The organism is Myxococcales bacterium (genome assembly GCA_016706225.1).
GTDB lineage: Bacteria > Myxococcota_A > Polyangia > Polyangiales > Polyangiaceae > JADJKB01.
The window spans coordinates 330,788-355,051 of sequence record JADJKB010000010.1; the positions used below are offsets into that span (position 1 = coordinate 330,788).

A 24,264-nucleotide genomic window follows, 5' to 3' on the forward strand; every position below is an offset into this window, starting at 1 on the left:
CCCCCCGCCGCCCCGCGAGCGCCCCCCCACAACCCCGCCCGCCCCCACGAATGCCCGCGAACCGACGTGCACCCGCTCACGCACCCGTGCAAAGCTCCCGTCCCGTGCGAGGCAAGAGCTGGGATCTCGGCGTGTACCGCTACGGCGGTCGCGCGATCCGCCTGGTCTGGGCCACGAGCCCCCGCCTGGCTCTGGCCCTCTCCCTGCTCAGCCTCGCCGCCGGCGTCCTCCCCGCCGGCGTCGCCTACGTCGGCAAGCTCATCGTCGACGCCGTCGTGAACGCAATCCAGCACACCACCGCCGCTGATCCTTCCCTCGCCCTGCGCTGGGTCGCCCTCGAGATGGCGCTGGTCGCAGCGCTGTCCGCGATCCAGCGCGCCCTCGAGGCGGTGCGTTCGCTGCTGCGCGCGCAGCTCGGCAACCGCGTCAACGTGATGATCCTCGAGAAGGCCCTCACCCTCTCCCTCGAACATTTCGAGGACTCCGAGCTCTACGACAAGATGACGCGCGCACGCCGCGAAGCGTCCAGCCGACCGCTCAGCCTGGTGATCCGCACCTTCGGCCTGCTGCAAAACGGCGTCTCCCTCGTCACCTACGGCGCTCTCCTCTGGACGTTCTCCGGCTGGGCCGTGCTCGGCCTGATCGCCGCCGCGCTGCCGGCGGTCTTCGCCGAGGCGCGCTTCTCCGGCCAGGCCTTCCGCCTCTTCAGCTGGCGCACCCCCGAGACTCGCCAGCAGGGTTATCTCGAGACGGTGCTCTCCCGCGAGGACTACGCGAAAGAGGTGCAGCTCTTCGGCCTCGGCCCGAAGCTCCTGCACCGCTACCGCGACATCTTCGATCGCCTGTACGTCGAAGACCGCAACCTCACGCTGCGCCGCGCGTTCTGGGGTTTTGTGATGGGCATGCTCAGCACGGCGGCGTTCTACGGCGCCTACGCCTGGATCGCCGTGTCGGCCGTGGCCTCCACCATCACGCTCGGTCAGATGACCCTCTACCTGTTGGTCTTCAAACAAGGTCAGAGCGCGCTCACCAGCTCCCTCACCGCGGTCGGCGGCATGTACGAAGACAACCTGTACCTGTCGAACCTGTACGCCTTCCTCGAACAAGAGGTCCCCCCGCCAACCGGCAAAGCCACCAGCGGCACGTCGCCCGGCGACGGCATCCGCTTCGAGAACGTCTCGTTCGTGTACCCCGGCAGTGAACAGCCCGCGCTGGACGCCATCGACCTCCACATCCGTCCCGGTGAGAAGCTCGCGCTCGTCGGCGAGAACGGCTCCGGCAAGACGACGATGATCAAGCTCTTGACGCGTCTCTACCTGCCGACCGAAGGCCGGGTGTTGCTCGACGGCCGGCCCCTCGCCGAGTGGGACACGGCCACGCTCTACCGGCGCATCGGCGTCATCTTCCAGGACTTCGCGCGGTATCAGATGCTGGTCGGCGAGAACATCGGCGCCGGCGACGTCGAGGCGTTCGAAGACGAAGCGCGCTGGGCCGACGCCGCGAACAAGGGCCTCGCCGCGCCGTTCATCGACGAGCTGCCGAACAAGTACGAGACGCAGCTTGGCAAGTGGTTCATGAACGGCCGCGAGCTCTCGGTCGGCCAGTGGCAGAAGATCGCGCTCTCCCGCGCGTTCATGCGCAAACGCGCCGACATCCTCGTGCTCGACGAGCCGACCGCGTCCATGGACGCCGAGGCCGAGGTGCAGATCTTCGATCGCTTCCGGGAGATGACGAAGGACCAGATCGCGGTGTTGATCTCACATCGCTTCTCGACGGTGCGCATGGCACATCAGATCGTCGTGCTGGCCGGCGGCCGCATCATCGAGCGCGGCAGCCACGAGGAGCTCGTCGAACAAGACGGCCACTACGCGCGTCTGTTCTCGTTGCAGGCGGCCGGCTACCGGTAGGCGGGAAGATCCGGGCGGGGGTGCCCCCGCCTCGTCCGTCCTCGGCCGCTGGCGCGGCCTGCGGGCGGCCGTTCCCCCCCTTGCGTCCGTCCTCGGCCGCTCGCGCGGCCTGCGGGTGGCCGCGGGGGGGAAGAGGCGCGCGGGCGCAGGGAGCGGGAGCCAGGGCGGGGGCGGGAGCGCGAGCGGGGGCGGGGGCGAGGGCGGGAGCGGGAGCGGGAGCGGGGGCGAGGGCGAGGGCGCAGGGCGAGAGCGGGGGCGAGCGTGAGAGTCGGGAGGGGTGGGCTCGCTCGGCAGTCCCATTCTCTCACCGTGCTCGGCGGCGTCCAGGCCGCGGCCGCGACTGCGTCGCGCTGCGCGGACGCTTCGCGCCCGCGCAGCCTGGACCCCGCCTCCGCGCGGTGAGCCGCCCTTGCCGGTCGGGCGAGAGGCCGACGAGGAGAAAAAACATGCTGCAAATCTATCCCATCATTCTCGAGACCCTGCACGACCTGCGGCCCGTCATCGCTCTGCTCGAACGCCGCGACTCCGATCTGACCCGGCAGCTCCGTCGCTGCGCTTCCAGCATTGCCCTCAATGTCGGAGAGGGAATGTATTCCCGTGGCAAGCTGCGGACCGCGCGCTATCACACCGCGCTCGGCTCGGCGCGCGAGACGCTCTCGTGCCTCGAGGTCGCCTGCGCCCTCGGTTACGTCACCGCGCCGGATCCGAAGCTCGTTGCCAAGCTCAATCGGGTCATCGGCACGCTCGTGCGCTTGGTCGGCAGCTGAGGCGCGGCGGCAAGCGGCTCAATTGACGACCCAAACCCCACGCTCGACGACCGCGTCGTACATGGCGTCCGGCGCCAGATCGGCCCCATTGGGCCAGGTCACAACTCCATGTTCGACCCGCAACTGCGCGAAGAATCCCGCACTGCGAAGTGCCTCGAAGACGGTGCCGGAGACCTGCTGGCTTTGCAGGAAGACCCGCATGTCGACGCTTCCCTGGGTTCCGTCCGCAAACACCACGCGAAACTGGAAGTCCGACCCTGGGGCTGCCGTAACGACGCGCCAAGGAGCAGACGGCGAGGCTACTCCAGCGGCGGGATCGGGAGCGGGGGCTTGAGTGCGCTGCATAGGTTCCAATCCTCCATCAGGGCTTCGCGGTTGAACGCGGCCCATTCGAGCACCAGCGCGAGCGCGCGGCGCGGAAGCGTGCCGCGCGTGACCCGCAGTTCATGAATGTCGATGATCGCTTCGTGCTCGCCGTACGTTGCGTGGAAATGCGGTGGCCCGTGCTCGCGCCAAAACATCTGGATCGTGATCCCGAAGAAGGCGCTGATGGTCGGCATTCGTGCTCAGTCAAGGGTTAGCACTCTATGCGCGAGAAATCTCGGCTGGGTTGGCGTGAGGGAGTGGCGCGGGGACGGGTTTGAGCCCTCGGAAGCACACGCAAATTCGCGAGCGTGTTTGCCTTTGGTGCCCTCGCCTCGTCCGCTCTCGTCCGTCCTCGTCCGTTCGGGCGGCCTGCGGGGGCGAAGGGCGAGCGCGATGAGCGAGCGCGATGAGCGAGCGCAATGAGCGACAGGTGTCTGCGGGCGCGGGGCGGGAAGAAGAAACCGTGAGAGCCGGGATGGGGTGGGTGGCTCGCTCGGCAGTCTCATTTTCTCACCGTGCTCGGCGGCGTCCAGGCCGCGGCCGCGGCTGCGCCGCGGTGCGCGGACGCTTCGCGCCCGCGCAGCCTGGACCCCGCCTCTGCGCGGTGAGCCGCCCTTGCCGTCGGGCGAGCCGACAAAGGAGAAAGAACATGCTGCGGATCTATCCCGTCATTCTCGAGACCCTGCACGAACTGCGGCCCGTCATCGCTCGGCTCGAACGCCGCGACTCCGATCTGACGCGGCAGCTCCGCCGCTGCGCTTCCAGCATTGCCCTCAATGTCGGAGAGGGAATGTATTCCCGCGGCAAGCTGCGGACCGCGCGGTATCACACCGCGCTCGGCTCGGCGCGCGAGACTCTCTCGTGCCTCGAAGTAGCCTGCGCCCTCGGTTACGTCACCGCGCCGGATCCGAAGCTCGTTGCCAAGCTCAATCGTGTCATCGGCACACTCGTGCGCTTGGTCGGCAGCTGAGGGGCGGCAGGCGCAGGTTCCCGCTCAGCAGAGCCCAGCGAGCAACGCGTCGACAGCAACCTCGACCTCGGGGAACGCCAGAGGTCGCGCGATCTCCCCTCGCACGAGCGCCTGCACGGACTCGTACCGACCGTCCACTGGCACCCGGTGCACCTCGATGGCGCGCTCTGCCAGGTTGACGATCCAGTACTCCGGCACGCCGCACTCCGCATAAAGCCGCGCCTTGAGGCCCCGATCCTTCCGGAGCGACGTCTCCGCGACCTCGATCACCAATAGCGGGTGGGCCGGGTGATCGAGGACGTCACTACTGAGCGGCGCGACGACGACGTCCGGCTCGGGCTCCGAGTCGTCCGAGGCAGCGACGGGCATCTGGATGCGGACCCGCGCGCGCCCGATCAACTTCGACACAAACAGCTCGTTGAGCCGCTCGACGGCCACGCAGTGCGGCGGCCCGACGGGGCTCATCGGAACGAGCACTCCGTACAGGAGCTCGATCTTCTCGTCCTCGAACGCGCCGAGCTCGGCGAGCTGGTGGTACTCCTTCCGACTGAGCGGTCGGATCCCCTCTGGAATGATGGCCTGCAAGTCCGGCACCTCCTGCAAGGTAGCATGTGCGGAGGACGCGGAGGACGCAGAGGACGCGGAGGACGCAGAGACGCAGTGAGCGGAGGAGCGCGGGGCGCGGAGATTTTCTCGGTAGGCAACTGAGCGGGGTGGTGATCGATGGGGTCGGGCGGACGCCGCCTGGAGCATGGCAAACCGAATCACGGAAGAGCCCCCTCCCAGGCTCAATGAACTCTCGGGCGCCGTGCTCGACGCTGCTCTCGAGGTCCACCGCGCGCTGGGTCCCGGGTTTCCCGAGTCAGTCTACGAACGCGCGCTTGCGAGCGAACTGGGCCTGAGGGGCTTGCCTTTCGAACGGCAGCAGCGAGTCCAGGTTGTGTACAAGGGACAGGTCGTTGGCGTAGGGCGAGTCGACCTGCTGGTGGGCGAATGTCTGATCGTCGAGCTCAAAGCCGTCGAGGAACTAGCCGCCGTCCACGTCGCACAGGTTCTGTCGTATTTGCGCGCTTCCGGGTGCCAGCTTGGTCTGCTCATCAACTTCAACGTGAGCTTGTTGCGCCACGGCGTTCGCCGCATCGTGCTGAGTGGGGTTTCTGCTGGCGAGCGGTGACGCAGAGAACGCAGAGAACGCAGGGAAGAGAAAAAGGCTGAGTTTTTATGAATTTCCTGCAGCGTCGGCTTAGAGGCCCGCGAAGCGCAAAAAAACTCTGCGTCCTCTGCGCTCTCTGCGTCCTCTGCGCTCTCTGCATCCTCCGGGTCTCTGCTAAGCTCGCATTCGTGACTGCTGGTCAAGCCCTTCCCGTCGAAACCGAGCGCAGACTCGCCGCGCTGGCGGAGGCTTGGCCTGAAGTTGACCTGCTGATGCTGTTTGGTTCGGCTGCGTCTGGCCGCCTGGGTTCGGAGTCCGACGTCGATCTGTACGTGCGCCTCGCGCACGACACTCCGCGTGACCAAGCACACGAGGAACGCTTCCTCGCCGCCGCAGTGCACGCCTGCCACCGAGAGGTAGATCTAGTCGTCGAGACGCCGGCGATTTCGGTCATTCTGCGGCGCGAAGTGGCGGCACATGGGCGCCCGCTGTTCGAGCGTACCGCGAGGTCCGCCCATCAATTCAAGGTCGACGCCATCCGTGCCTACGTCGATCTCGAACCCCAGCTTCGATTGATCGGTGCGGCCATTCGCGCGCGAGCAGTGAAGGAAGGAGCGGCGGCCACCGAGCGGTTGGTCGGTCGCTGAGTCCAACATGGTCGATGCCCACCTCGTCGAGCAGCGCCTGGCCGCCATCCGCGACCGGCTCGCCCGCATCGAACAGAATCTGTCGGGCGATCGCGCCCAATTTCTCGCCGACCGCACGCGGCAAGAAGTCGTTGCCTTCAATCTGTTTCTCGCGTTTCAGGAAGCGCTGGATCTGGCGGCGCACCTCATCGCCGACCGCGCGCTGGCCTTGCCGGCGACAGCGCGAGAGCACTTCGATATCCTTGCGGGCGCAGGGCTCCTGTCGCCCGAAGTCGCCTCGGCCATGGGCAGTTGTGCCGGGCTCCGAAACCTGATCGCTCACGCCTACGGCAGTCTGGATCTCGGTCGTTTGTTCGACGAACTCCCCCGGGGACGCGACACGCTTCTGGCGTTCACGGCCGAGATCGCCGCGCGAAGCTGACGCCGCCGGTCTCGCTCGCGGGGGCCAGAGGGCGCGGATCTCGCTCGGCGTGAAGCCCGCGCTCACCCCCCGAAGAACCCCCGCACGCCCTCGATCACCCTCCCCCGCTCCGCCTCCGTCAACCCCGCGAACATCGGAATGGCAAGCACCTCATCAGCGGCCCGCTCCGCATTCGGAAAATCGCCGCGCGCATACCCGAGCCCCGCGAACACCGGCTGCAAATGCAGAGGCCGCGGGTAATACACCGCCGTCGAGACGCCCAACGCATCCAGGTGTCGCCCGAGCTCATCGCGCCGCCCACCCTGCACGCGCAAAACGTAGTGCGCCCAAGCCGGCTCGGTCCCTTCCCGCGTCGCAGGCAACACGAGCGCGTCGATCCCCGCGAGCCCCTCCGCATACGCCGCGGCGATCGCACGCCGCTCACCCAACCACGCTTCCAGATACGGCAACTTCACCCGCAAGAACGCCGCCTGCAGCGCATCCAGCCGGTGGTTCCCCCGAGCTCGCGATACAGGTGTTTCTCCGCCGCGCCGTGCTGTCGCAGCCGTCGCATGCGTTCCGCCAGCTCGCCATCGCGAGTCACGACCATGCCCCCATCCCCCAACCCACCGAGGGGCTTCGATGGAAAGAAGCTGAAGCACCCCAGCCTGCCGATAGTCCCCGCCGCGCGTCCCCGCTCCCGCGCGCCGATGGCCTGCGCGGCGTCCTCGACGATCGGAACACCCGGCGCCGCCGCACCGAGCGCGTCAACGTCCGCGGGATGCCCAAACAGATGCACGGGCAACACCGCCCGCGTCCGCGGCGTGACCGCCCGCGCCACCGCGACAGGATCGAGGTTCAACGTCACCGCATCGATATCCGCAAACACCGGCCGCGCCCCAACGCGCGCGATGGCCTCGGCGGTCGCGATGAAGCTGAACGGCGTCGTGATGACCTCTGCGCCCGGCCCGATGTCGAGGGCGAGCAGCGCACACACCAGCGCGTCCGTGCCCGAAGAGAGGCCGACCGCGTGGGCGCTGGAGAGGTACCGCGCGAGCTCAGCCTCGAGCTCGGCGACCTCCTCGCCCAGAACGAACTGGTTCGACGCGAGCACGCGCGCGAAGGCTGCGCGGAGCTCCCCGGCGCATGTTTCGTGGGCGTCCGCTGGCATCGAAAGGCGGATCCGCGTCGGCATCGTCGCGGCAATACACGCTCAGGCTGCGCGCGGCCACGCCCGATCGCCGAGCGCGCGCCCAAACACGCGCAGGCCACCCAGGTTCCAGCTGAGATCTCCCACCTGTCCCGTCACCTCGATGCGCCCGCCATGCACTCCCTCGAGGTGGCACCACGTGCAGAGCGCGGTCACGTTCTCGTCTTCATCACTGCCACCCATCGATCTGAATCTCACGTGATGCGGCGTCACGTCGTGGCGCGAGCACACCGGGCTCGAGCAGGTGTAACGATCGCGAGCGTAGATGTGGGCGTAAGCTTCGCGGCGCTGGCCAACGTGCCTCCACGCATCCCAGAACAGCTCACACAGCAGGCGGATGAAGCTCACGGTCCGCGGCAAGTACCGTCTCACGACTGCCTCGAGCCCTCGATAGAAGCGCGCGGTGTCGCGGGTCACGCGCAGACGCAGCTGGACCGTCCGCACCTTCGGCGCCAGGCGCGCGGACAACTGTCCGGCGTCCGTCAGCACCGCGTCACGGTCTCCCCGCAGCAACCGCGCCTCCAGCTCGTGGAGCTCGCGCAGCGTCTCTCCCGTGGGCGGGGACGCTGGCCCTCCGAGCCCGCGCACGAGCTCCGCCGCGCGCACCTCTTCTTCGAGGTGCTTGACCGTGCGCTCGCGTGCGCGTGCGACCCAAGCTTCCGCGGTCTCCGGGCGAGCGACGCGCGAAATGAGGAGCGCGGCCTCGTGGCCAATCTCACCCTGTTCGAGCGCGACCCGCACCCGCGCGACCCAGCGCCGGGCGAGGGCCACCTTGGCCTTGAAGCTCGCGTGCGACACGCCCAGTCGTTCCCGGGCGTACTGAGCCTCGGACGAGTAACCCAAGCGTCGCGCGCCCTCCGCCTCGTGAAACGCCAGCGCCGTGCGGGCGAATTCAACCTCGTGGGCCGCGAATTCGGCCGAAAGCCTGGCGATCCGCGCATCGAGGTCGCAGCTGGCCCCCGCGCCCGGCGGCGCCAGCAAAGCGTCACCGGCTCCCCCCGGTCCGCGCTCCGCGAAGTTCGCCTCACAGCGGCGCTCGGACTCGGTGCGCCACTCGGCGAGCTGTGCCCGCCACGCGCCCTCGCTGGCGCGCGGCTCGACCCCCAGCCAGCCTTCCACGTCATTCGAGGGCAACGCCCCGCACAGCGTGTTGAAGCTTTCGGCCAGGAGCGCGCCCAGGGTCCCCTCCGCGTCGGGCTTGGCGCCCAGGTGCTCGGCAAAGCGGCGCGTCCACTCGAAGAGCCAGGCGTCTTGCTGGCTCAGGGTCAGCGTGAGGGTGCAGCGCGCGTCCGCTTCGTCGGCCGTGGACGCGGACATCTGGCTGACGGCCCCGTTGAGCGCGTTGCGCATCTCCCGCACGGTCGAGCGCAAGGCCAGGTCTAGCAGCTCGGCTTCCGTGTGCGGTGTGGCGTGGCGCGCGACCAGCTCGGTCATGCACCAACCCAGGGCCCCCGACCCGAGGGCGGCGCGCAACAGCGGAAGGTTGGCGAGCCGGCGCGCGAGGGTTCGGGACTCGAGGGCCCAGCGCCCGCTGCGCCCGCAGCGCTCGCGAGCGTACGCATCCAGAGAGGAGAACCCGAGCTCGTGATGACCCGCCCGACTTGCCAGCTGCTCGAGCAACTCTCCGAGGCCGAGGCGCGCGCGGCCGTCCCCACGAGCGAGCTCCGCGAGCCGCACGTCGAGCCCCTCGGCCGCCGCCCGGGACACGCCGACACGCGGCGCTCGCGCAGCGCTGCGGTTGCGCCTCACCACCCGGCCGCTGAGGGCGAATCCAGCAGAAATCACCGGCGCAATCTAGGCAAAGCTGAACGCACGTCAACCCGAAGCACGACACTTTTTTGTCCTAGCACCGGCCCCTGGGATCAGCGCGCAGGGCGGCCGCTCCCCACCTCGGATCCCCCGCCGTCTCTCGCTCGCTCTGGGTCCGACGTCGACGCCGCGCGACGCGCCGCGCTCAGCATTGACTCCCGCCCGTCGCGGTGAAATCCGCCAGTCATGGCACGCTTCAATCCAAAGAAGGCGCGACGCCGCACGGATCTCGAATGGGTCGGAGGCCGCTTCACCTCGCCCAGCTTCGTCACCGATGAGGGCGAGCCCTACCGACCCGAGATCTTGGTCTGGCTGGAGCCCGAGAGCGCGAGCATGGTGTACGCCGAGATCACCGATCCCCGGGAGGGTGGAGCGTCGCTCGCGGACGCTCTGGAACTAGCCATGGCGCAGCCCATGGAGGGACCCAAGCGCCGCCCGTCCAAAGTGCGCGTGGCCAGAAGCGAGGACGCCGCCGAGCTACGTGCTCGCTTCGAGCCTCGCTCGAGGTCGTGCGCGCGCCGACGCCCGAAGTGCTCGATGCCTCCGCCTCGTACGCGGAGTTTGCATCCCGCGACCTGCCGCCGGACGTCTGGCTCGAGCACCTCCCAGCCGACGCCCCGGAGGTCGCGCGCTTCTTCGAGGCCACGCGGCGCCTCTACGCAGCGTCACCCTGGTCCGATGCGGACGACATCGACGAGCTGCGGGTGGACGTACCGGACCTGGGGCTCCACGGAGCGTGCGCGTCTCTCCTCGGCTCCACGGGCGAGGCGTTCGGGTTCCTGCTCTTTCCGTCGTTCGCAGGCCTCGAAGCCTTCCTCGACGCAGCGGAGCTGGTCGCGGAAGGCGAGCCGCCCGCCGACTACGGCACGACCTGGCTGGCCCTCGAATTCGAGCCGAGCCCGGCCGTTCCACGGGAGCTTCGCAAGCTGATTGCCTCGCGCGGATTGCCGCTCGCCTCCCCGAGCGCGGTGCCGTGGCCGAAGCGGGTCGAGCGCGACGGCTTGTGTGCGCCGCTCACGCTTCAGGATCTCGGCGTGCTCGCCGCGGTCGCGAACGCCATCGCACACCTCTGGACCCAACACGCCGACGCCATCGCCCAAGGCGATCCACTCAGCGTGACGCTCGAGAGCCAGGACCATCCCCCCGTGCGCCTCTCGATTCCCTACGAAGCGGGCGCTCGGGACGAGGTCGTCGCGCCCCTCGCGGCGCCGGAACCCGGACGGCGCTCGCCGGCCCACGATGTCGACGAGCGGCTGATCGGGCCGATGCTGCGCTTCGGGACCGAGCGCTTCGGCCAGAGCTGGTCACGCTTCATCGACGACCTGGAGAACAAATCCGAGTCGCTGGCCGTGCCCTGGGCGCAATACGTGTTCGAGGTCGACGGGCGCCCGTTGTTCGAGCACTTTCTCGACGAGCATGCCGAGCTCCTGTCGCCACACGAGCGCGCGTGGCTCGAGGCGCAGCGTCCGGCGTGGGCGTCGTTCTGGGAGGTCACGCGCGTCGACCCCGGCCGCGCGCTCGCGCTCCGGGACCTGCTCAGCGGCGAGACCCGCGAGGTGATCGAGCTCGCCGCCTCGCGCGACCTTCCCGTGCGCAGCGTGCTCTTCGGTCGCGTCGTCGAGTACGGCGATCACTCCGTGCTCGCGGGGATTCACCCGCGGTCGCTCGGGCCTATCGAGGCCGAGCTCGCGGTTCAGGAGGCACGCCGCCGCTTGCGCACGAAGCGCGCTCCGCGCGTCGCGCCGGACAAGCTGCGCCCGCACCCGGCCGCGCGCGTGCTGCTAGAGGAGTGGGAGCGAGCCGTCGCGGTGGACGACGTGCGCCGCGCCGCGCCGCCCGAGCTCCAGAACACCGACGGCGACGCAGTGTTGATGACGGTGGACCACTACCGCTTTGCGCCCGCAGATCGGCGCGAGGTCGTGCGCAAGCTGGCGCTGGTGCCCGGCGCGGAGCCCGAAGATGAAGCGAGCGAGGCGGTCGTGTTCATGAAACCAGGCAACACCGTCCACGCGAGCTGGCACAACACGGTGATCGGCCGCGCGGAGCCCCGAGCGTCGAGCCTGCGCATCGAGACGAGCTCGGTGCAGCGCGCCGACGACCTGCGGCGTCGTATCGAGGACGCGCTGGGCGGTCTGATTCAGCACCGGGCGCGTGAGCATGCTGACCCGCCGGCCTGCGTCCCTGCGTCCTCTCATGACCCCGGCATCGGCTAGCGCACGCCTCGACGTGACGGGCGGACTCGACGAAGTCGTCGAGGCGATGGTTCAGCACGCCGTGCAATAGCGCGAAGTCCACCGCGAGGTAGCCGTGCACGAGGATGTTCCGGAATCCCGCGATGGCGCGGAACCGAGCGGCGAACTCCCCGGGCAGGGCTCAACGCCCGAGCTCCCCCGCATCGGTGCGGCGCGCAAACGCACTTCGAATCTTCGCGAGCTGGGGCACGTAGTCGCAGTAGCGGGAGAGCGCGTAGCCCTCTCGCGTCGTAGTCTCCCGGAGATCTCGCGAAACCACACGAACGCCGTCCCGAAGCACGCGGTGGTACAGAAGCGGCGGGGCGGTGTTGAGGACGACCAGATCCACGCGGCTCTCTCCGAGCGCTGCCATCAAGTGCGAGGCGAGCTCCGCGGCATATCCGTAGCCTTCGGGCGGGATCGCGCCGGGCCGGACGAAGACCGCAACGTCCACGTCGCTGTGGGCCGACGCTCGACCCATGGCGCAGGATCCGAAGAGGTACGCCTCGAGAACCTCCGCTCGCGGCTCGAACGCGGCCCGGAGCCGCTGGATCAGCTGCCCTCTCCGCTCGTCGTCCACCTCTCGAGGATGAGCGCGCGACCCCAGGTTGGCAAGTCCCAAGCCCACTTCGAGCCCGACAGGCGGCCGAGCGCGGACATCTGGCTAACGCCGCGGGCGCGGGTACTTCCAATCCGGCTTCGTCCAGGCCCTGCCACGCTCCCGCTCGTGACTGATGGTCAGGCGCGTTCCCCCGAGACCGAGCGCGCGCTCGCGACCGCGGTGCACGCCTGGCCCGCGGCCGAACTCGGCCACGCGCGTCACCAGGTTGACGACCCAATAGTTGGGGATGCCGCACTGATGGCGCGGCGCGAGCCACCGGCGGCGAGCCCCGACTCATACGCCGTCGAGTGACGTGGGCGTGCCCCCCCGGCGCTACTGCCCGGAACTCGAGTCTTCAAGTTTCATCGCGACGTACCGGTCGAATTAGCGGGTGATCCAAGGCGCGCGCCGGCACCCCCGCGACCACCTCATTCGCAGCGACGTCCCGGGTGACCACGGCGCCGGCCGCCACAACCGCACCTTTGCCGATAGCCCGCCCTGGAAGGACATTCGCCCCCGCAGCGATGAGCGCACCGTCTCCTATCTTTGGACCAATCGACTGCGATCCCGTCGGACCCCGTGCTCCCAACGCGTTCTCGTTGGTGGTTGCCACTAGCACGCTGATAAAGACGTCGTCTCCGATCTGGGTGTCTCCGGTAATGTGCGTGAGATCCATGATTCCGGAACGAGACCCGACATGAACGTCGTGGTTGAGCGTGACATAGCGACTTATCACGCACCGCTCCCCCACGCGGCACCCCTCTCGAATCGAAGCGCCGTCTCCGATCAGGGTTCCGTCACCGATTTCAACGTCGTAGTAGACGACCGCACCCGGCCCAATCGTGCAGCCGTTCCCGATGCGGACTTTGCGCCCAAGGGCGGTATCCGGCGATCAGAGAACGGCGCTGGATCCAGCCCGATGACGGCTCCGGGCATGATCTGGACATCATCACCGATAATGACGTCACCCCCGATCACGCAGTGCGGGTGGACCACTACTCGTTTTCCCAGTGTCCGCCGACGACCCCGGCGGCACGGCGGGGCCAAGCCTCGGCGGCTCGAGTGGCGACGCGAGCGTCGGCGGTGGCTCGGGCGGCACGAGCGCGAGCGGCGGAACCTAGACGAGCGGCGGCAGTGGCGGCGGCCTCGTGATCCCCGATGCCGATGGGGCTCACGACCGCCGAGGCGGAGCGCATGGGGATCCCCTCGCGCTGAGCCTCCCCAGTCCGCAGCGCAGGCTGGCTCAGGGGGTGGACGCGGACATCTGGCTCTCTGCCCCGTTCAACTCAGCAACGCTTGGCCCAGACCGAGTCCTGTTCCCGACGACGACTGAAGCGCACCGGGACCGAAGGCGGAGCTGGTCAACGCATCGAGCGCTGCGTGTACCGGCGGGGAAACCGAGCGCACATGCCGTTTAGCCTCGATAGATGCACTGTTTACTGCCCTTGTGGATGCCAACGGCAAGCACCCGCGCTTGATACTTGTCGTTGATGCCCACAGGTGTCATAAATTATATGCCTTGTGGATACGAACGGCATAGTACATGAAACCCGTCGACTACTTCGCCACCCACCCCATGTTCCGGTTCGAGGACTTCGCGTCCGCGCACCGAGAGGGTGACGCGCGCAAGCCGACGGCGAGCAAGGCGGTCCTCCAGCAACACGTCCGCGCTGGGCATCTGCTGCACGTCCGGCGCGGCCTCTACGCGGTCGTGCCCCGCGGCGCCTCCGCAGAGAGCCTCCAACTCGATCCATTTCTCCTTGCGAGCCGGCTCGCACCGGACGCGGTGATCGCCTACCACGGAGCGCTGCAACTCCACGGCCGGGCCCATTCGTTCTCGCGGCGGGTCACGTACCTGACCTGCACACGCGCAAAGCCGTTCGAGTTCCGCGGCACCGAGTTCGTCCCTGTCCCGGTGCCACCTACGCTGCGCCGCCTTCCGGACCTGGGCGGAGGCTTCGTCGAGGTTCCGCGCAACGGCCTCGGGGTACGCGCGACGACGCTCGAGCGGACGCTGGTGGACGTGCTCGATGCGCCTCGCCACGGCGGTGGCTGGGAGGAGATCTGGCGCTCGCTCGAGTCCGTGGAGTTCTTCGACGTCGACGCGGTCACCGACTACGCGTTGAAACTGGGCTCGGCGGTCACGGTGGCGAAGGTCGGCTTCTTCCTCGAGCAACACCGAGAGCAGCTGATGCTCGAGGAGAGCCATCTCGAGCGTCTACAAGAGCACGCACCATTGCAGCCGATGTACTTGGAACGCGGCAAGCGTGAGTCGGGCAAGCTTCTCGCCCGCTGGAACCTCGTGGTACCCGAACGCGTGATGAACCGAACCTGGGCAGAGGTCGCATGAACCTGACCCCGCAAGATCTGTCACGCGAAGTCGCGTCGACCGGCTTCGGCGGCGAACAGCTCGAGAAGGTCTTTCGTCTGATCGCCCTGCTCGACTCGCTGAACAGCCATCCGTTCCTGAAGACCCGGATCGCCTTGAAGGGCGGAACTGCGCTCAACCTCTTTTACTTCGACGTGCCGCGCTTGTCGGTAGACATCGATCTCAACTACATCGGCGCGGCTGACCGCGAGACGATGCTCGCGGAGCGCCCGAAGTTGGAGCAGGCCGTGCAAGCCGTCTGCTCCCGCGAGGGCCTCACGGTCAAGCGGATGCCCTCCGAGCACGCTGGCGGCAAGTGGCGGCTGACCTACGTCGCATCGACGGGCGGTTCGGGCAACCTGGAGCTCGACGTGAACTTCATGCTCCGCGCGCCGCTGTGGTCTCCCAAGATCGCCCAGTGCTTTCCGGTGGGTTCCTTGAAGGCGGCTCCCGTTACGGTGCTCGACCCTCACGAGCTCGCCGCGGGAAAGCTGACCGCACTGCTCGCGCGGAGCGCCAACCGCGACATCTTCGACGCCCATCGACTCCTCGTTGCCCCCGACCTCGACCACGCGCGGCTTCGTCTCGGCTTCGTCGTCTACGGTGGGATGAACCGGAAGGACTGGCGGACAGTGTCGCCCGAAGATGTGAAGGGCGATCTGGCCGACGCGCCGCGCGACCTTGTCCCGATGCTTCGCGCTGACCTCGCGCCGGCGCGCGGGGACATCACAAGGTGGCTCGACCAGCTCGTGGCCGAGTGTCGTGAGCGGCTTGCAATCGTTCTCCCGCTTCAGGCTCGCGAGCTCGAGTTTCTCGAGCGGCTCAACGGCGCCGGGTGCATCGCGCCCGAGATCCTCACCGACGATCCAGCAATGCAGGCGCTCATCCGGGACCAGCCCGGCCTCGAGTGGAAGGCGCTCAACGTGAAGCAGCGTCTCGGCGTCGCGGTCGACAACAACGAATCGCACGAGTAGCCCAGCCCGGCCGGGCTCGGGGAGGCGCACGCGGACATCTGGCCAACGGGGCGCCGTCACGCGTGCGCGCCACACTCCACCCCCCGGGCCCCCGGGGCATGCCGCACTCGGCGTAGGCGACGTAGGCGGCAGCCCGACCCCGGACCCTCTCGTTCTTGTCGCGGACCACCTCCGAGAAGGCCCACGTGTCCCCCGGCAACCAAGGGAAACCCCTTCCCCCGGCATCGCACGGCCACCGCCAGGGCTCCCGCGTTTCCGCTACACTAGCCAGGTGAAGCCGCTTTCCTTCCTGGGCGTGGTGGCATCGACGCTGTGCTGCGGAGCAGCCGCCCTGCCAGCCTGCTCCGCCGACGACCCCGGCGGCACGGCGGGCCCCAGCCTCGGCGGCTCGAGCGGTGACGCGAGCGTCGGTGGTGGCTCCGGCGGCACGAGCGCGAGCGGAGGCAGCTCGACCAGTGGCGGCACGGGCGGCGGCATCGTGATCCCCGATGCGGATCCACCCGACAAGGACACGGACCAAGACGGCATCTTCGATGTGGACGAGAACAAGGGCGACACGGACGGGGATGGCAAGCCCGACATCGACGATCCGATCAACGACGGCCCGCCGCCGGCGCTGACGTTCACGGCGATCTCGACGACGTTCAACCAGCCCATCGGCATCGACTATCACGAGCCGACCAAATCGGTGGTGGTGTCGGTGAACTACCCCACGGGCACGCCGAGTGGATTCGAGCGCATCGAGCTCGACGGCAAGCACCAGCAGTTCTCGGATCTGACGGGCCTGACGGACGAGGTGAAGATCGCCACGGCGCGCTCGGGCAATCCCGGGGGCTTCGTGGCCGGCGATCTCTTCGTCGGCAACGGCGTCGATGGACAGATCGTGCGCATCTCGAACAACGGTGCGACGGTGACGAACCCCTGGGTCGATCTGCCGGGCACGGGCAACGGTCTGATGCGCGGCTCGTTGTACGTGGATCGAGTCGGCACGTTCGGCGGTGATCTGTGTGTGGTGACGACGGTCGGCGAGGTCTGGCGCATCACGGCGGCCGGCGCGCCGACGAAGATCGCGTCCGCGGGCGTCCACCTCGAGGGCGCCGTCGTGGTCCCCGACAAACCCGCCCGCTTCGGCCCCATCGCCGGCAAGCTGATCGCGGGTGCCGAGACGGAGGGACTGCTCTGGGCCTTCGCCCCCGACGGCACCAGCACGACCTACGATCTGGGCGCCAAGGTCGAGGACATCGACCTCATCAGCCCCAAGGAGAACTTCTTCGGCGTGAACTACGGCACCTCGAAGCTGCTCGGCGTCCCCGCGGAGCAATTCAAGCCGATGCTCGGCGACGTCCTGCTCACGACGGAGACGGTGGTTGCCGGGCAAAGTGGTTTGTTCCGGCTCAAGTGGGACGGCACGAAGCTAGTCGCCGAGCCGATCCCGGTCGGAGCAGGCTCCGCGACGGTCGACCAGTGGGAGCACACGACGTTCGCGCCGACGGGGATCGTGGAGATCCCGCCGCCGCCGGCGTGAGGGGGTCAGTGAAACACGTACAGCCTTCCGTCCCGCGACGTGATGGCGACCTCGCCGAACGCGCCGATTGCGGGTGAAGAGTGGATGGGGCCGCCGGTGGTGTGTTCCCAGATGAACTGACCGTCGGAGCTCACTGCGTACAGCTTGGAGTCCTGGGATCCGAAGAAGATCGTCCCGTTGGCGGTCAGCGCGGGTGACGAGCTGACCGGCCCCTCGGTCTGGTAACCCCACTTCAGCTTGCCGTTCCCGTCCAGGGCGTACAGCGCACCGTCGTCGCTCCCCACGTACACGGTGCCGTCGGCCCCGATGGCCGGCGACGACCAGATGGGCCGGCGCGTCTGGAACTTCCAGGACAGTCGCCCGGCGCGGACGGCGTACACGGCGCCGTCATCCGCGGCGAACACGACGGTGCCATCGGCGGCAATGGCCGCGCTACTCCGCACGCCGCCCGTCACGGGAAACTGCCCCACGACGTTCCCGACGAGATCGAGCGCGATCAAACGTGCGCCGGTGGTGCCGACGAAGAGCTGCCCCACGGACTCAAGGCAACGGATGCATCGACTGGCGCCCCGACCCGCGTGGACCAGCGCAGCGACCCATCGGGTGCAATCGAGTGGACGCGCGCGTCATTGGAGCCGATGTAGAGGTTCCCCGCGCGGTCCAGGAGTGGTGACGAGAACGCGCAGTTGCCGAGCTTGACGTTCCAGACCAGCTGCCCGTCCCGCACGGCATAGACGTTCTTGTCGATGCTCGCGACGTACACGGTACCGTCGAGCGCGATGGCGGGAGTCGACCAGATCGCGGCAAACGTCTCAAACCGCCAGCGCAGCTTCCCGTTCTTGTCGATGGCATACAGAGCGCCGTCGAACGCGCCTACGTAGATGGTCCCGTCCGCATCGATGACCGGCGAAGCCATCACCTCTGCGCCAAAGTCATAAGTCCACGCCAGCCCCGGCGCCCCCACGCGATACTGCGGACTCCGCCCCCCCCGCAGCTGGTCGTGACGGAACATCGGCCAGTGCGGAGTGGCGTAGTCGATGAGCTGATCGGGAGGGGGGGGTGCGGGGGCAGACGCGGGGCCGGCGTTGTGCTGGCCGCAGGCGACCGCCGTGGCGAGCGCCAACAAAACCGCAAGCACCGCGGCTTGCGCCAACAGGTTCGTCCTCACTCGACTGGTCTGACCGTCCACGTGAATCAGAAACGATAGCGCGAGGGTCGCACAGCGCAAAGGCGGCGAACCAGGCGGCGACGCAACTCAAACCGCGCGCGCAGCGAGCTTCCGCGACGAGTCCAGGTCCCCTCGCCCCCCTTCGACCTCGACCCGCTCACTGGCTGGGGCGGCCGCAGGAGCGGCAGCGTGGCAGCGTCGTCTTGCGTATCAGGCACCACCTGTCCGAGCACGCGACGCACTTCCTCGCTCGATTGCGTGCCGGTGAACCCGGCAAGGCGCTCCAGATCCCGCTCGATCTTCTCGAAAGGATACGCAGCCAGTCGGCCAACGAAGATCTTGGGGTGCACCGTCTTGCTCATCTTCTCGCCGTCGAAGCCGAGCTCCTCGAACAGCTTCTCGCCGGGGCGAATGCCCGTGTATTCGATCTTGATCTCGCTCTCCGGCTCGAAGCCGCTCAGCCGGATCAAGTCCCGCGCCAGATCCGAGATCTTCACGGGCGTGCCCATGTCGAGCACGAAGATCTCGCCACCCTTGCCGAGCGCTCCCGCTTGCATGACGAGCTGGCAAGCCTCCGGGATGGTCATGAAGTACCGCATCATGTCGGATGGGTGACGGTGACGGCCCGCCCGCTTCGATCTGTTTCTTGAAGGTCGGAATGACCGATCCGGCCGAGCCCAGCACGTTGCCAAAACGAACGGCGACGAATTTCGTCTCGGATTGCTGAGACAGCGACTGCACGTACATCTCGCCGACCCGCTTGGTCGCACCCATGATCGAGGTGGGATTGACGGCCTTGTCCGTGCTCACCAGCACGAACGCCTCGGCGCCGTGCCGGTGCGCGGCATCAGCGACCTTGCGCGTTCCGAACACGTTGTTCTTGATGGCCTCGCCCGGATTCCACTCCATCATCGGCACGTGTTTGTGCGCCGCCGCGTGAAACACCACCTCGGGTCGATCGGTTTCAAACACTGCTCCAAACGTTTGCTGTCGCAGACATCGCAAATCCGAGGCTCGATCCGCGCCTCGCCGTGGTTCTGCACGAGCTCCGAGTGGATCTCGAACAGCTGGAACTCGCTCCGCTCCACGAGCACGAGCCGTTCCGGCTCGAAGCGCACGATCTGGCGGCAAAGCTCCGAGCCGATCGACCCACCGGCCCCGGTCACGAGAACGCGCTTGCCGCGAATGAACCGCTCGATGCCTTCGTGATCGAGTTGCACCGGCTCGCGCCCCAGAAGGTCTTCGATGGAAACCTGGCGGATACGCGACAGGTTCACCCGGCCGTCGGATCGTAGATGCCCGGAATGATCTTGACGGGCAAGTCCGCCCTTTCGGCCAGCGCCAGCACCTGACGCACGGCCTCACCCGGCGCACTGGCCATGGAAATAACGATCTGCTGCAGCCCCCGCCGCGCGGCGTGTTCGGTGAGACTCTCAATCGGCCCGAGGACCTTCACTCCGTGAATGGCCAGGCCATGCTTCATCGCGTCGTCATCGAGGAAGCCGACCGGGTCGATGCCCAGCTCGGGCCGCGCCAGGATCTCTTTGACCACCAGCGCGCCGGCCTGCCCGGCGCCAACGAGTAGTGTAGGAATTCGCGGTGTCTGGGACGACCGGAGGCCGTTCTTCTTCGAACGTTCCGCCAGGAGACGGCGCAAGCCCCGCACGCCCGCGATGCCGAGCAACGCGAGCGCGAAATCGATGATGATCACGCCGCCGGGGATTGCGGCGTATCGGGCGCGACCGGTGAATGTAAAGAAGAACGGTGCGGAAAAGCGCGCAACCAGCAGCGCGGCAGCGCTCACACCGAGCGCCACGGCAATGAGGCGAATCTCACGCAAGCTGACGTACGACCACGCGAACCGCGGCACCCAAACCCGAGCAGCACCAGGTACTGGAAGCCGACGACGTAAGGCAACGCGAAGACGAGGCGTTTCAGCATCTCGTCGTCCAGCCGCCCGTCGAAGCGAGCTGCGAAGGCAATTACGAGGGCCAGGCTCAGGACCAAGAAGTCCACGAGAACCTGTGCGCTGCGCAGGGCTAGTCTTCGCATCGGCCCCTGGGGTCTGCGGCGGTGGCCTCAGGCCGCGGCATCCGTCTTGTGCTCTGCGTCGTCCGACTTGTAGTACTCGCCGTCGCGACGATAGTAGTAGTAGTGATACATGTACTCGTGGCGGTCCAGGTTCACCGCGTTGAGGACCACCCCGACTGTCTTTCCACCAACGTCCCGGATCGCACGAACTCCGTGTCGAGCGAGTTCTTGGCAGTTGAAAACGCTCGAACCACCAACACTACGCCGTCCACGAGCGTCGAAAGCAGTATCGGCGGCGTCAGTAACGGTTACGACGGGCGGGCTATCGATGATGACCCGTCGAATTCCTGCGACACGTTGCGGATGAAAGCCTGGAAACGCTCGCTGTGGAACAACTCCGCCGGGTTCGGCGGCAGCCGGCCGGAATCACCCAGAGGTTGGGCACCTCTGTCTGCTGGGCAATCGTCTGAATGCTCGCGCCATCAACCAGGGCGCTCGTGACGCCAAGCGTACTTTTCTTGCCAAAGACCCGATGCACGCGAGGCTCCGCAGATCGCAATCGATGAGCGCGGCGCGTTGCCCAGCCTGCGCCATTGCCAGCGATACAAACGGCGACCGTGGTCTTGCCTTCGGAAGGGGCGGGGCTGGTCACAAGCAGCGTGTGATACGGCTCATCCGGTGCCATGAACATCAGGTTGGTGCGGATCGCGCGGGCCGCTTCCGCCACACCGCTGTTGGGGGAGTTGTGAACAATTAGCTCCGGCGTCGTAACCTCAACCTTCTGTTTCCGGCGCCGACGGGTCGAGTAATACGTGCCCGTTCCGCCCGTGCCGATCTCCGGCAACAAGCCAAGGAACACTAGCCCCAGCTCATTTCCACGTCGTCCGGAGTCTTGAGGGTCCGATCGAGGCAAGGCGCGGGCCATCGCCGCCCCAATGCCCAGTGCGATGCCGGAAAAATACCCAGAGCGATGTTGATCGGAACACGAGGCGATAGGACTACGCGGCTGGGTTGGACGGTCAACGACTCGGATGTTGTTGACCTGCATCATCCGCGCCAGGTCGCTCTCCTTGGTCCGCTCGAGCAGCATCCCGTACAGCTTTTCTGAGTTATCCCGGGATCGGCGCAGCCGATTGTAGTCTACCTCTAGTAGATTGAGGTCCAGCGCGCGGCGCTTCGCGGCTTCGAACAGGCCTGAGAGGCCCGCTTCCTGACGGCCGACCGCGGAAAGTTCGCGGTCGGTAGCTCGCTGCACGTTCTTCACCTCCGCCAAGAGGCCGACGCGAGTGGCGTTCGCCCTGGCGTCGGCTGACGCAACGTCGGGATGCCCTTCACCCTTTCCAATGCCCACGAAGCTCGCCCGCTCGCGAACCGCGTCCTCATAGCGCTGGCGCAACTGCTGAACTAGTGGGCTCTGCAGTAGTTCGTTGGCGGGCAAGTTCGACGGGTCGTCCGCTTTCACTTTGGCAAGTTCGTCGCGCTGCGCTTTGACTTGCTGCTTCTTCGCGCACGGAGGTCAGCTCGTTGTTGAGCTGCTTCATCTCCTCGCGCAACATGTTGGACTGCGCGTCGGGATCAAGCGACAAGATGTTCTTATCGAGCTTATACTGATGGAGTGCGCGTTCATTCGTTTCGAGCTCGCCACGCACTTTGTCCAACTGCTGGCCAAGCCAATCCACGGCGGATGTGGTCGAAGACTTCGAATAGTCGAGGTTTTGTTCGACGTACGGTCCAGAACGGCCGCTAGGATCTTCTGCGCACGCATCGGGTCCGCGTCTTCGAGGCGAACCACTGCGAGGCGGCTCTCTTTGACCGGCTCTACCCTGAGACGTGAGCGCAGATCTCTGCGGCGGCTTCCTCGGGGGCAATAGTTCGGCCGGGGAGCGCCCCTTGGGCCTTGTTGCCGATGAAGGAAGCGTCGTCCTGGAGCCCCAATTGCTGGACAACTGGCAGCGCCACCCGCATCGATTGAATGATCTTGTACTGCGTCTCGTAGTATTCTCGGTTGTTCCAGTAGGTGCCCGTGCCGAGGTCGACGACCATGTCGACGCTCTTGCCGAGAGGCCGAGGCGGGTTCGGGTCGAACTGAATGATCGCGGAAGCTTGGTGGATCTTGGTCTGCCCGAGCGTGTAGAACGTAACTGCCAACGACACCGCGACGGCGGTGGCGAGCGCCAGGGCCAATACTTGCGCACGATGCGCCAAACGACGACTGGGTTGAAGTCGTCGCCCGACTAACTGGGCCCGCATCGGGGGGAAAAGTGGGGTTCATGGCGTGAGCGTTCGAGGCAGGTACGTCAGCATTTGGTGCCGGAGACGTCAGCCCGATTCATTCGGGCAAATTCCGCCAAAATTCCAAGAGTTTTCCGAATTCTCACCATGCTGCGCAACTGTTCAGACCGGTCTGGTGGGAGGCAGCCACAAGGCGCCCGCATGCGATAGTACCCATTGCCAGTGGGCAAGCACACTCGACCGCCCAGATCTTCGCTGCCAACCGGGAACCTCCTTGCGTTCGACCGGCATGCCAGGCTTGCACCCGTTTCGATGGAGCGGCCCGTGGGCGCGCTGCTCAGCGCATCGGTCGTCGGCTCTGTGCTCGCAGTCGGCGCGGTCCACCTACCGGTGCTGCTCGTTACTGCTGCACTGGCGACCGCGGCGGCGTCAATTGCATTTCGGGGGAACCTAGGCTGGAGGGTTCGCTGTGGCCGGCGGCTTTCGGATTGGCACTGGCCGCGTACACCGCCCCTCAAGCGATGCCTATTTCCCATCGGCGCGCTGGTTGCGCTCGCGCCCAACAGCGCAGATGTATGGCAGCGAGCGCTCGCGCCGTTCGGCGAGCCCGGCCCGCGCTGGGCTTCCATCTCGGCTGACCCAGGGGCCACAGCAGTCGAAGCGCTGAAGTGGATGACGTACGCCTCGGTCTTTGCTTCCTCGGCATTCATGGGTCTCAAGCGCGGGGCGTCGTGGGGGATCAGGCTGCTTTTTTCTCTGGATTCGCGGCGGCTCTTACGACTCTCCTGCACGGGTTGACCGGGGCGGTGGAAGGTCTACGGCGTACTGAGCCGAGCTTCACCGTTGCCGCGTGGCACGTTGGCCCGCTGCTCAACCCGAACAACTTGGCCGGATACCTAAACCTCGCAGCTCGCGGGCTCGGACTAATGCTGAGTAGCAAGACAGTCGGGCCTCGATGGGTCATCGGTCTTGGCGTCGCGGCGTTGGTCGGCGTTGGTATTACTTCGGCGTCGCGCGGCGGCGCGTGACTGCCCATCGGGGTCCTGGCGCTCGCTGCGCTACTCGGTTCAGAACCGTCGGAGCTCGAGCCGCGGTTTGCCACGGGCTGTCGCGGGACTTGTCGCCACCGCCGTCGGCGGCGGGCTAGTACTCGCCTCACTAGGCGGGACCCGGCAGACCTGGCGAGCTGTTCGGCAGAACGTGGGTCAAGCTGAAGATGTTCAGCTGGGCACAGCCGATGATTTCGGGCATGCTTGGTTCGGTATCGGACGAGGGCGTTCGAAAGTGTGTTTCCTGCGACAGGTCCGAGCGCGGAGAATCTTGATCTACTCTCATGCCGAGCGTCCCGGTGCAGTGGGTCGCCGAGTAGGGGGTGCACCGGTCGGAATACTCGGACTAGCGGCGTTTGCGTGGCTCCTGAGACCAAGTTCCCTCGGGGTCGGTAGGAGCACCGTGGCAGCGGCGGGTCGGGATCGTGGTGGTGGCCATTCACAACTTGGTGGACCTCGGTATGGAGGTACCGGCCGTCATGGTCGCGCTGGCGACGACCGCGGGATCGCTTGCAGGCGACGCCAGCCTCCGCGGCCGAACCCCGCGTGCCGAAAGCCAGTCGCGCGCGCTTCTCGGCCGCCCCTCCTGGGGCCGCGTTGGCTTGCTCGCATTGCCCGTTGGGTAGTGCGACCGCCATCGCGGCTGCCTGTTGGTTCGGCTGGCACGACCTCAAGAGTGATCGCGACCATGTGTTCGCGCTGTACTCGAACGGAGCTGCAACCCGTGCGGTCGGACAGCGCGCGGAGCTCCGAAACGCCCTCCGCGCGGCGATGCTGCGGCATCCAGCGGAACCCTATTTCCCGCTCATCGGCGCGCTCGCGACATGGACGAGTCGCGAGGGAAACCCGCTCCGTG

Annotated in this window: 25 protein-coding genes and 2 pseudogenes; 9 read left to right on the plus strand and 18 right to left on the minus strand. The window is 67.2% G+C overall.

Annotated elements, in window-relative coordinates; all coding sequences use genetic code 11:
* The first annotated feature begins 50 nt into the window (after nt 1-50).
* Together IPI67_19375 and IPI67_19380 are read left to right on the plus strand one after the other, a co-directional pair.
* The gene (locus IPI67_19375) at nt 51-1,907 is read left to right on the plus strand and encodes an ABC transporter ATP-binding protein (protein ID MBK7582354.1); all 1,857 of its coding nucleotides are present in this window, start codon (nt 51-53) and stop codon (nt 1,905-1,907) included.
* Nucleotides 1,908-2,353: 446 nt separating this feature from the next.
* Nucleotides 2,354-2,674, plus strand: a complete 321-nt coding sequence (locus IPI67_19380; GenBank protein ID MBK7582355.1) for a four helix bundle protein — start codon at nt 2,354-2,356, stop codon at nt 2,672-2,674.
* 18 nt (nt 2,675-2,692) lie between these two features.
* On the opposite strand, the gene IPI67_19385 is transcribed toward IPI67_19380, so the two are convergent.
* Together IPI67_19385 and IPI67_19390 are read right to left on the minus strand one after the other, a co-directional pair.
* A complete protein-coding gene (locus tag IPI67_19385) occupies nt 2,693-3,019 on the minus strand; it encodes a DUF2442 domain-containing protein (GenBank protein MBK7582356.1) in 327 nt (108 codons plus the stop codon).
* Complete coding sequence (locus IPI67_19390; protein MBK7582357.1) at nt 2,974-3,234, minus strand: DUF4160 domain-containing protein; 261 nt, start codon at nt 3,232-3,234, stop codon at nt 2,974-2,976. The genes IPI67_19385 and IPI67_19390 overlap by 46 nt, the downstream gene beginning before the upstream one ends.
* A 455-nt stretch (nt 3,235-3,689) precedes the next feature.
* Here IPI67_19390 and IPI67_19395 point away from each other — a divergent pair, with 455 nt between their 5' ends.
* A complete protein-coding gene (locus tag IPI67_19395) occupies nt 3,690-4,010 on the plus strand; it encodes a four helix bundle protein (GenBank protein ID MBK7582358.1) in 321 nt (106 codons plus the stop codon).
* A gap of 24 nt (nt 4,011-4,034) precedes the next feature.
* Here IPI67_19395 and IPI67_19400 read toward each other — a convergent pair whose 3' ends face one another.
* Nucleotides 4,035-4,604: a Uma2 family endonuclease gene (locus IPI67_19400; protein MBK7582359.1), complete on the minus strand. Its 570-nt coding sequence runs from the start codon at nt 4,602-4,604 to the stop codon at nt 4,035-4,037.
* A 157-nt stretch (nt 4,605-4,761) separates the two neighbouring features.
* Here IPI67_19400 and IPI67_19405 point away from each other — a divergent pair, with 157 nt between their 5' ends.
* The 3 genes from IPI67_19405 to IPI67_19415 all read left to right on the plus strand — a co-directional run bounded on the left by IPI67_19405 (nt 4,762) and on the right by IPI67_19415 (nt 6,231).
* The gene (locus IPI67_19405) at nt 4,762-5,184 is read left to right on the plus strand and encodes a GxxExxY protein (GenBank protein ID MBK7582360.1); all 423 of its coding nucleotides are present in this window, start codon (nt 4,762-4,764) and stop codon (nt 5,182-5,184) included.
* A gap of 167 nt (nt 5,185-5,351) precedes the next feature.
* Nucleotides 5,352-5,810: a nucleotidyltransferase domain-containing protein gene (locus tag IPI67_19410; GenBank protein MBK7582361.1), complete on the plus strand. Its 459-nt coding sequence runs from the start codon at nt 5,352-5,354 to the stop codon at nt 5,808-5,810.
* 7 nt (nt 5,811-5,817) lie between these two features.
* Nucleotides 5,818-6,231, plus strand: coding sequence for a DUF86 domain-containing protein (locus IPI67_19415; GenBank protein ID MBK7582362.1), 414 nt, complete (start codon nt 5,818-5,820; stop codon nt 6,229-6,231).
* A 62-nt stretch (nt 6,232-6,293) separates the two neighbouring features.
* Here IPI67_19415 and IPI67_19420 read toward each other — a convergent pair.
* The 7 genes and pseudogenes from IPI67_19420 to IPI67_19450 form a co-directional block, all read right to left on the minus strand.
* A pseudogene (locus IPI67_19420) lies at nt 6,294-7,381 on the minus strand (DegT/DnrJ/EryC1/StrS family aminotransferase).
* Between the two features lie 42 nt (nt 7,382-7,423).
* Entirely contained in the window at nt 7,424-9,205 is a 1,782-nt protein-coding gene (locus tag IPI67_19425) for an HNH endonuclease (protein ID MBK7582363.1), read from the minus strand.
* 2,007 nt (nt 9,206-11,212) lie between these two features.
* Complete coding sequence (locus tag IPI67_19430; protein ID MBK7582364.1) at nt 11,213-11,599, minus strand: DUF86 domain-containing protein; 387 nt, start codon at nt 11,597-11,599, stop codon at nt 11,213-11,215.
* Between the two features lie 3 nt (nt 11,600-11,602).
* Entirely contained in the window at nt 11,603-12,040 is a 438-nt protein-coding gene (locus IPI67_19435) for a nucleotidyltransferase domain-containing protein (GenBank protein ID MBK7582365.1), read from the minus strand.
* 376 nt (nt 12,041-12,416) lie between these two features.
* Nucleotides 12,417-12,737 carry a hypothetical protein gene (locus IPI67_19440; GenBank protein MBK7582366.1) on the minus strand — a complete coding sequence of 107 codons (321 nt, stop codon included), beginning with the start codon at nt 12,735-12,737 and terminating at the stop codon, nt 12,417-12,419.
* Nucleotides 12,738-12,767: 30 nt separating this feature from the next.
* Nucleotides 12,768-12,920: pseudogene (locus IPI67_19445) on the minus strand (transferase).
* Nucleotides 12,848-13,057, minus strand: coding sequence for a hypothetical protein (locus IPI67_19450; protein ID MBK7582367.1), 210 nt, complete (start codon nt 13,055-13,057; stop codon nt 12,848-12,850). Before IPI67_19450 ends, IPI67_19445 begins: the two are co-directional and overlap by 73 nt.
* A gap of 547 nt (nt 13,058-13,604) precedes the next feature.
* Between IPI67_19450 and IPI67_19455 the strand changes: the two genes are divergently transcribed.
* The 3 genes from IPI67_19455 to IPI67_19465 all read left to right on the plus strand — a co-directional run bounded on the left by IPI67_19455 (nt 13,605) and on the right by IPI67_19465 (nt 16,928).
* Nucleotides 13,605-14,411 (plus strand): transcriptional regulator, encoded by an 807-nt coding sequence (locus IPI67_19455; protein MBK7582368.1) that lies wholly within the window; start codon nt 13,605-13,607, stop codon nt 14,409-14,411.
* Complete coding sequence (locus IPI67_19460; GenBank protein MBK7582369.1) at nt 14,393-15,403, plus strand: nucleotidyl transferase AbiEii/AbiGii toxin family protein; 1,011 nt, start codon at nt 14,393-14,395, stop codon at nt 15,401-15,403. The genes IPI67_19455 and IPI67_19460 overlap by 19 nt, the downstream gene beginning before the upstream one ends.
* A 271-nt stretch (nt 15,404-15,674) precedes the next feature.
* Nucleotides 15,675-16,928, plus strand: a complete 1,254-nt coding sequence (locus tag IPI67_19465; GenBank protein MBK7582370.1) for a hypothetical protein — start codon at nt 15,675-15,677, stop codon at nt 16,926-16,928.
* Nucleotides 16,929-16,933: 5 nt separating this feature from the next.
* Here IPI67_19465 and IPI67_19470 read toward each other — a convergent pair whose 3' ends face one another.
* From IPI67_19470 to IPI67_19505, 8 genes are all read right to left on the minus strand, one after another.
* Nucleotides 16,934-17,464 carry a PQQ-like beta-propeller repeat protein gene (locus tag IPI67_19470; GenBank protein MBK7582371.1) on the minus strand — a complete coding sequence of 177 codons (531 nt, stop codon included), beginning with the start codon at nt 17,462-17,464 and terminating at the stop codon, nt 16,934-16,936.
* Nucleotides 17,425-18,117: a PQQ-like beta-propeller repeat protein gene (locus tag IPI67_19475; GenBank protein ID MBK7582372.1), complete on the minus strand. Its 693-nt coding sequence runs from the start codon at nt 18,115-18,117 to the stop codon at nt 17,425-17,427. The genes IPI67_19470 and IPI67_19475 overlap by 40 nt, the downstream gene beginning before the upstream one ends.
* Nucleotides 18,118-18,306: 189 nt before the next feature.
* A complete protein-coding gene (locus IPI67_19480) occupies nt 18,307-19,101 on the minus strand; it encodes a polysaccharide biosynthesis protein (GenBank protein MBK7582373.1) in 795 nt (264 codons plus the stop codon).
* Entirely contained in the window at nt 19,005-19,373 is a 369-nt protein-coding gene (locus tag IPI67_19485; GenBank protein ID MBK7582374.1) for an SDR family NAD(P)-dependent oxidoreductase, read from the minus strand. The genes IPI67_19480 and IPI67_19485 overlap by 97 nt, the downstream gene beginning before the upstream one ends.
* Nucleotides 19,370-19,912: a hypothetical protein gene (locus tag IPI67_19490; protein ID MBK7582375.1), complete on the minus strand. Its 543-nt coding sequence runs from the start codon at nt 19,910-19,912 to the stop codon at nt 19,370-19,372. The genes IPI67_19485 and IPI67_19490 overlap by 4 nt, the downstream gene beginning before the upstream one ends.
* Nucleotides 19,897-20,148: a hypothetical protein gene (locus tag IPI67_19495; protein ID MBK7582376.1), complete on the minus strand. Its 252-nt coding sequence runs from the start codon at nt 20,146-20,148 to the stop codon at nt 19,897-19,899. Before IPI67_19495 ends, IPI67_19490 begins: the two co-directional genes overlap by 16 nt.
* A gap of 301 nt (nt 20,149-20,449) precedes the next feature.
* Nucleotides 20,450-21,589 (minus strand): hypothetical protein, encoded by a 1,140-nt coding sequence (locus tag IPI67_19500; protein ID MBK7582377.1) that lies wholly within the window; start codon nt 21,587-21,589, stop codon nt 20,450-20,452.
* Between the two features lie 356 nt (nt 21,590-21,945).
* Nucleotides 21,946-22,377 carry a hypothetical protein gene (locus IPI67_19505; protein ID MBK7582378.1) on the minus strand — a complete coding sequence of 144 codons (432 nt, stop codon included), beginning with the start codon at nt 22,375-22,377 and terminating at the stop codon, nt 21,946-21,948.
* Nucleotides 22,378-24,264 lie beyond the last annotated feature (1,887 nt).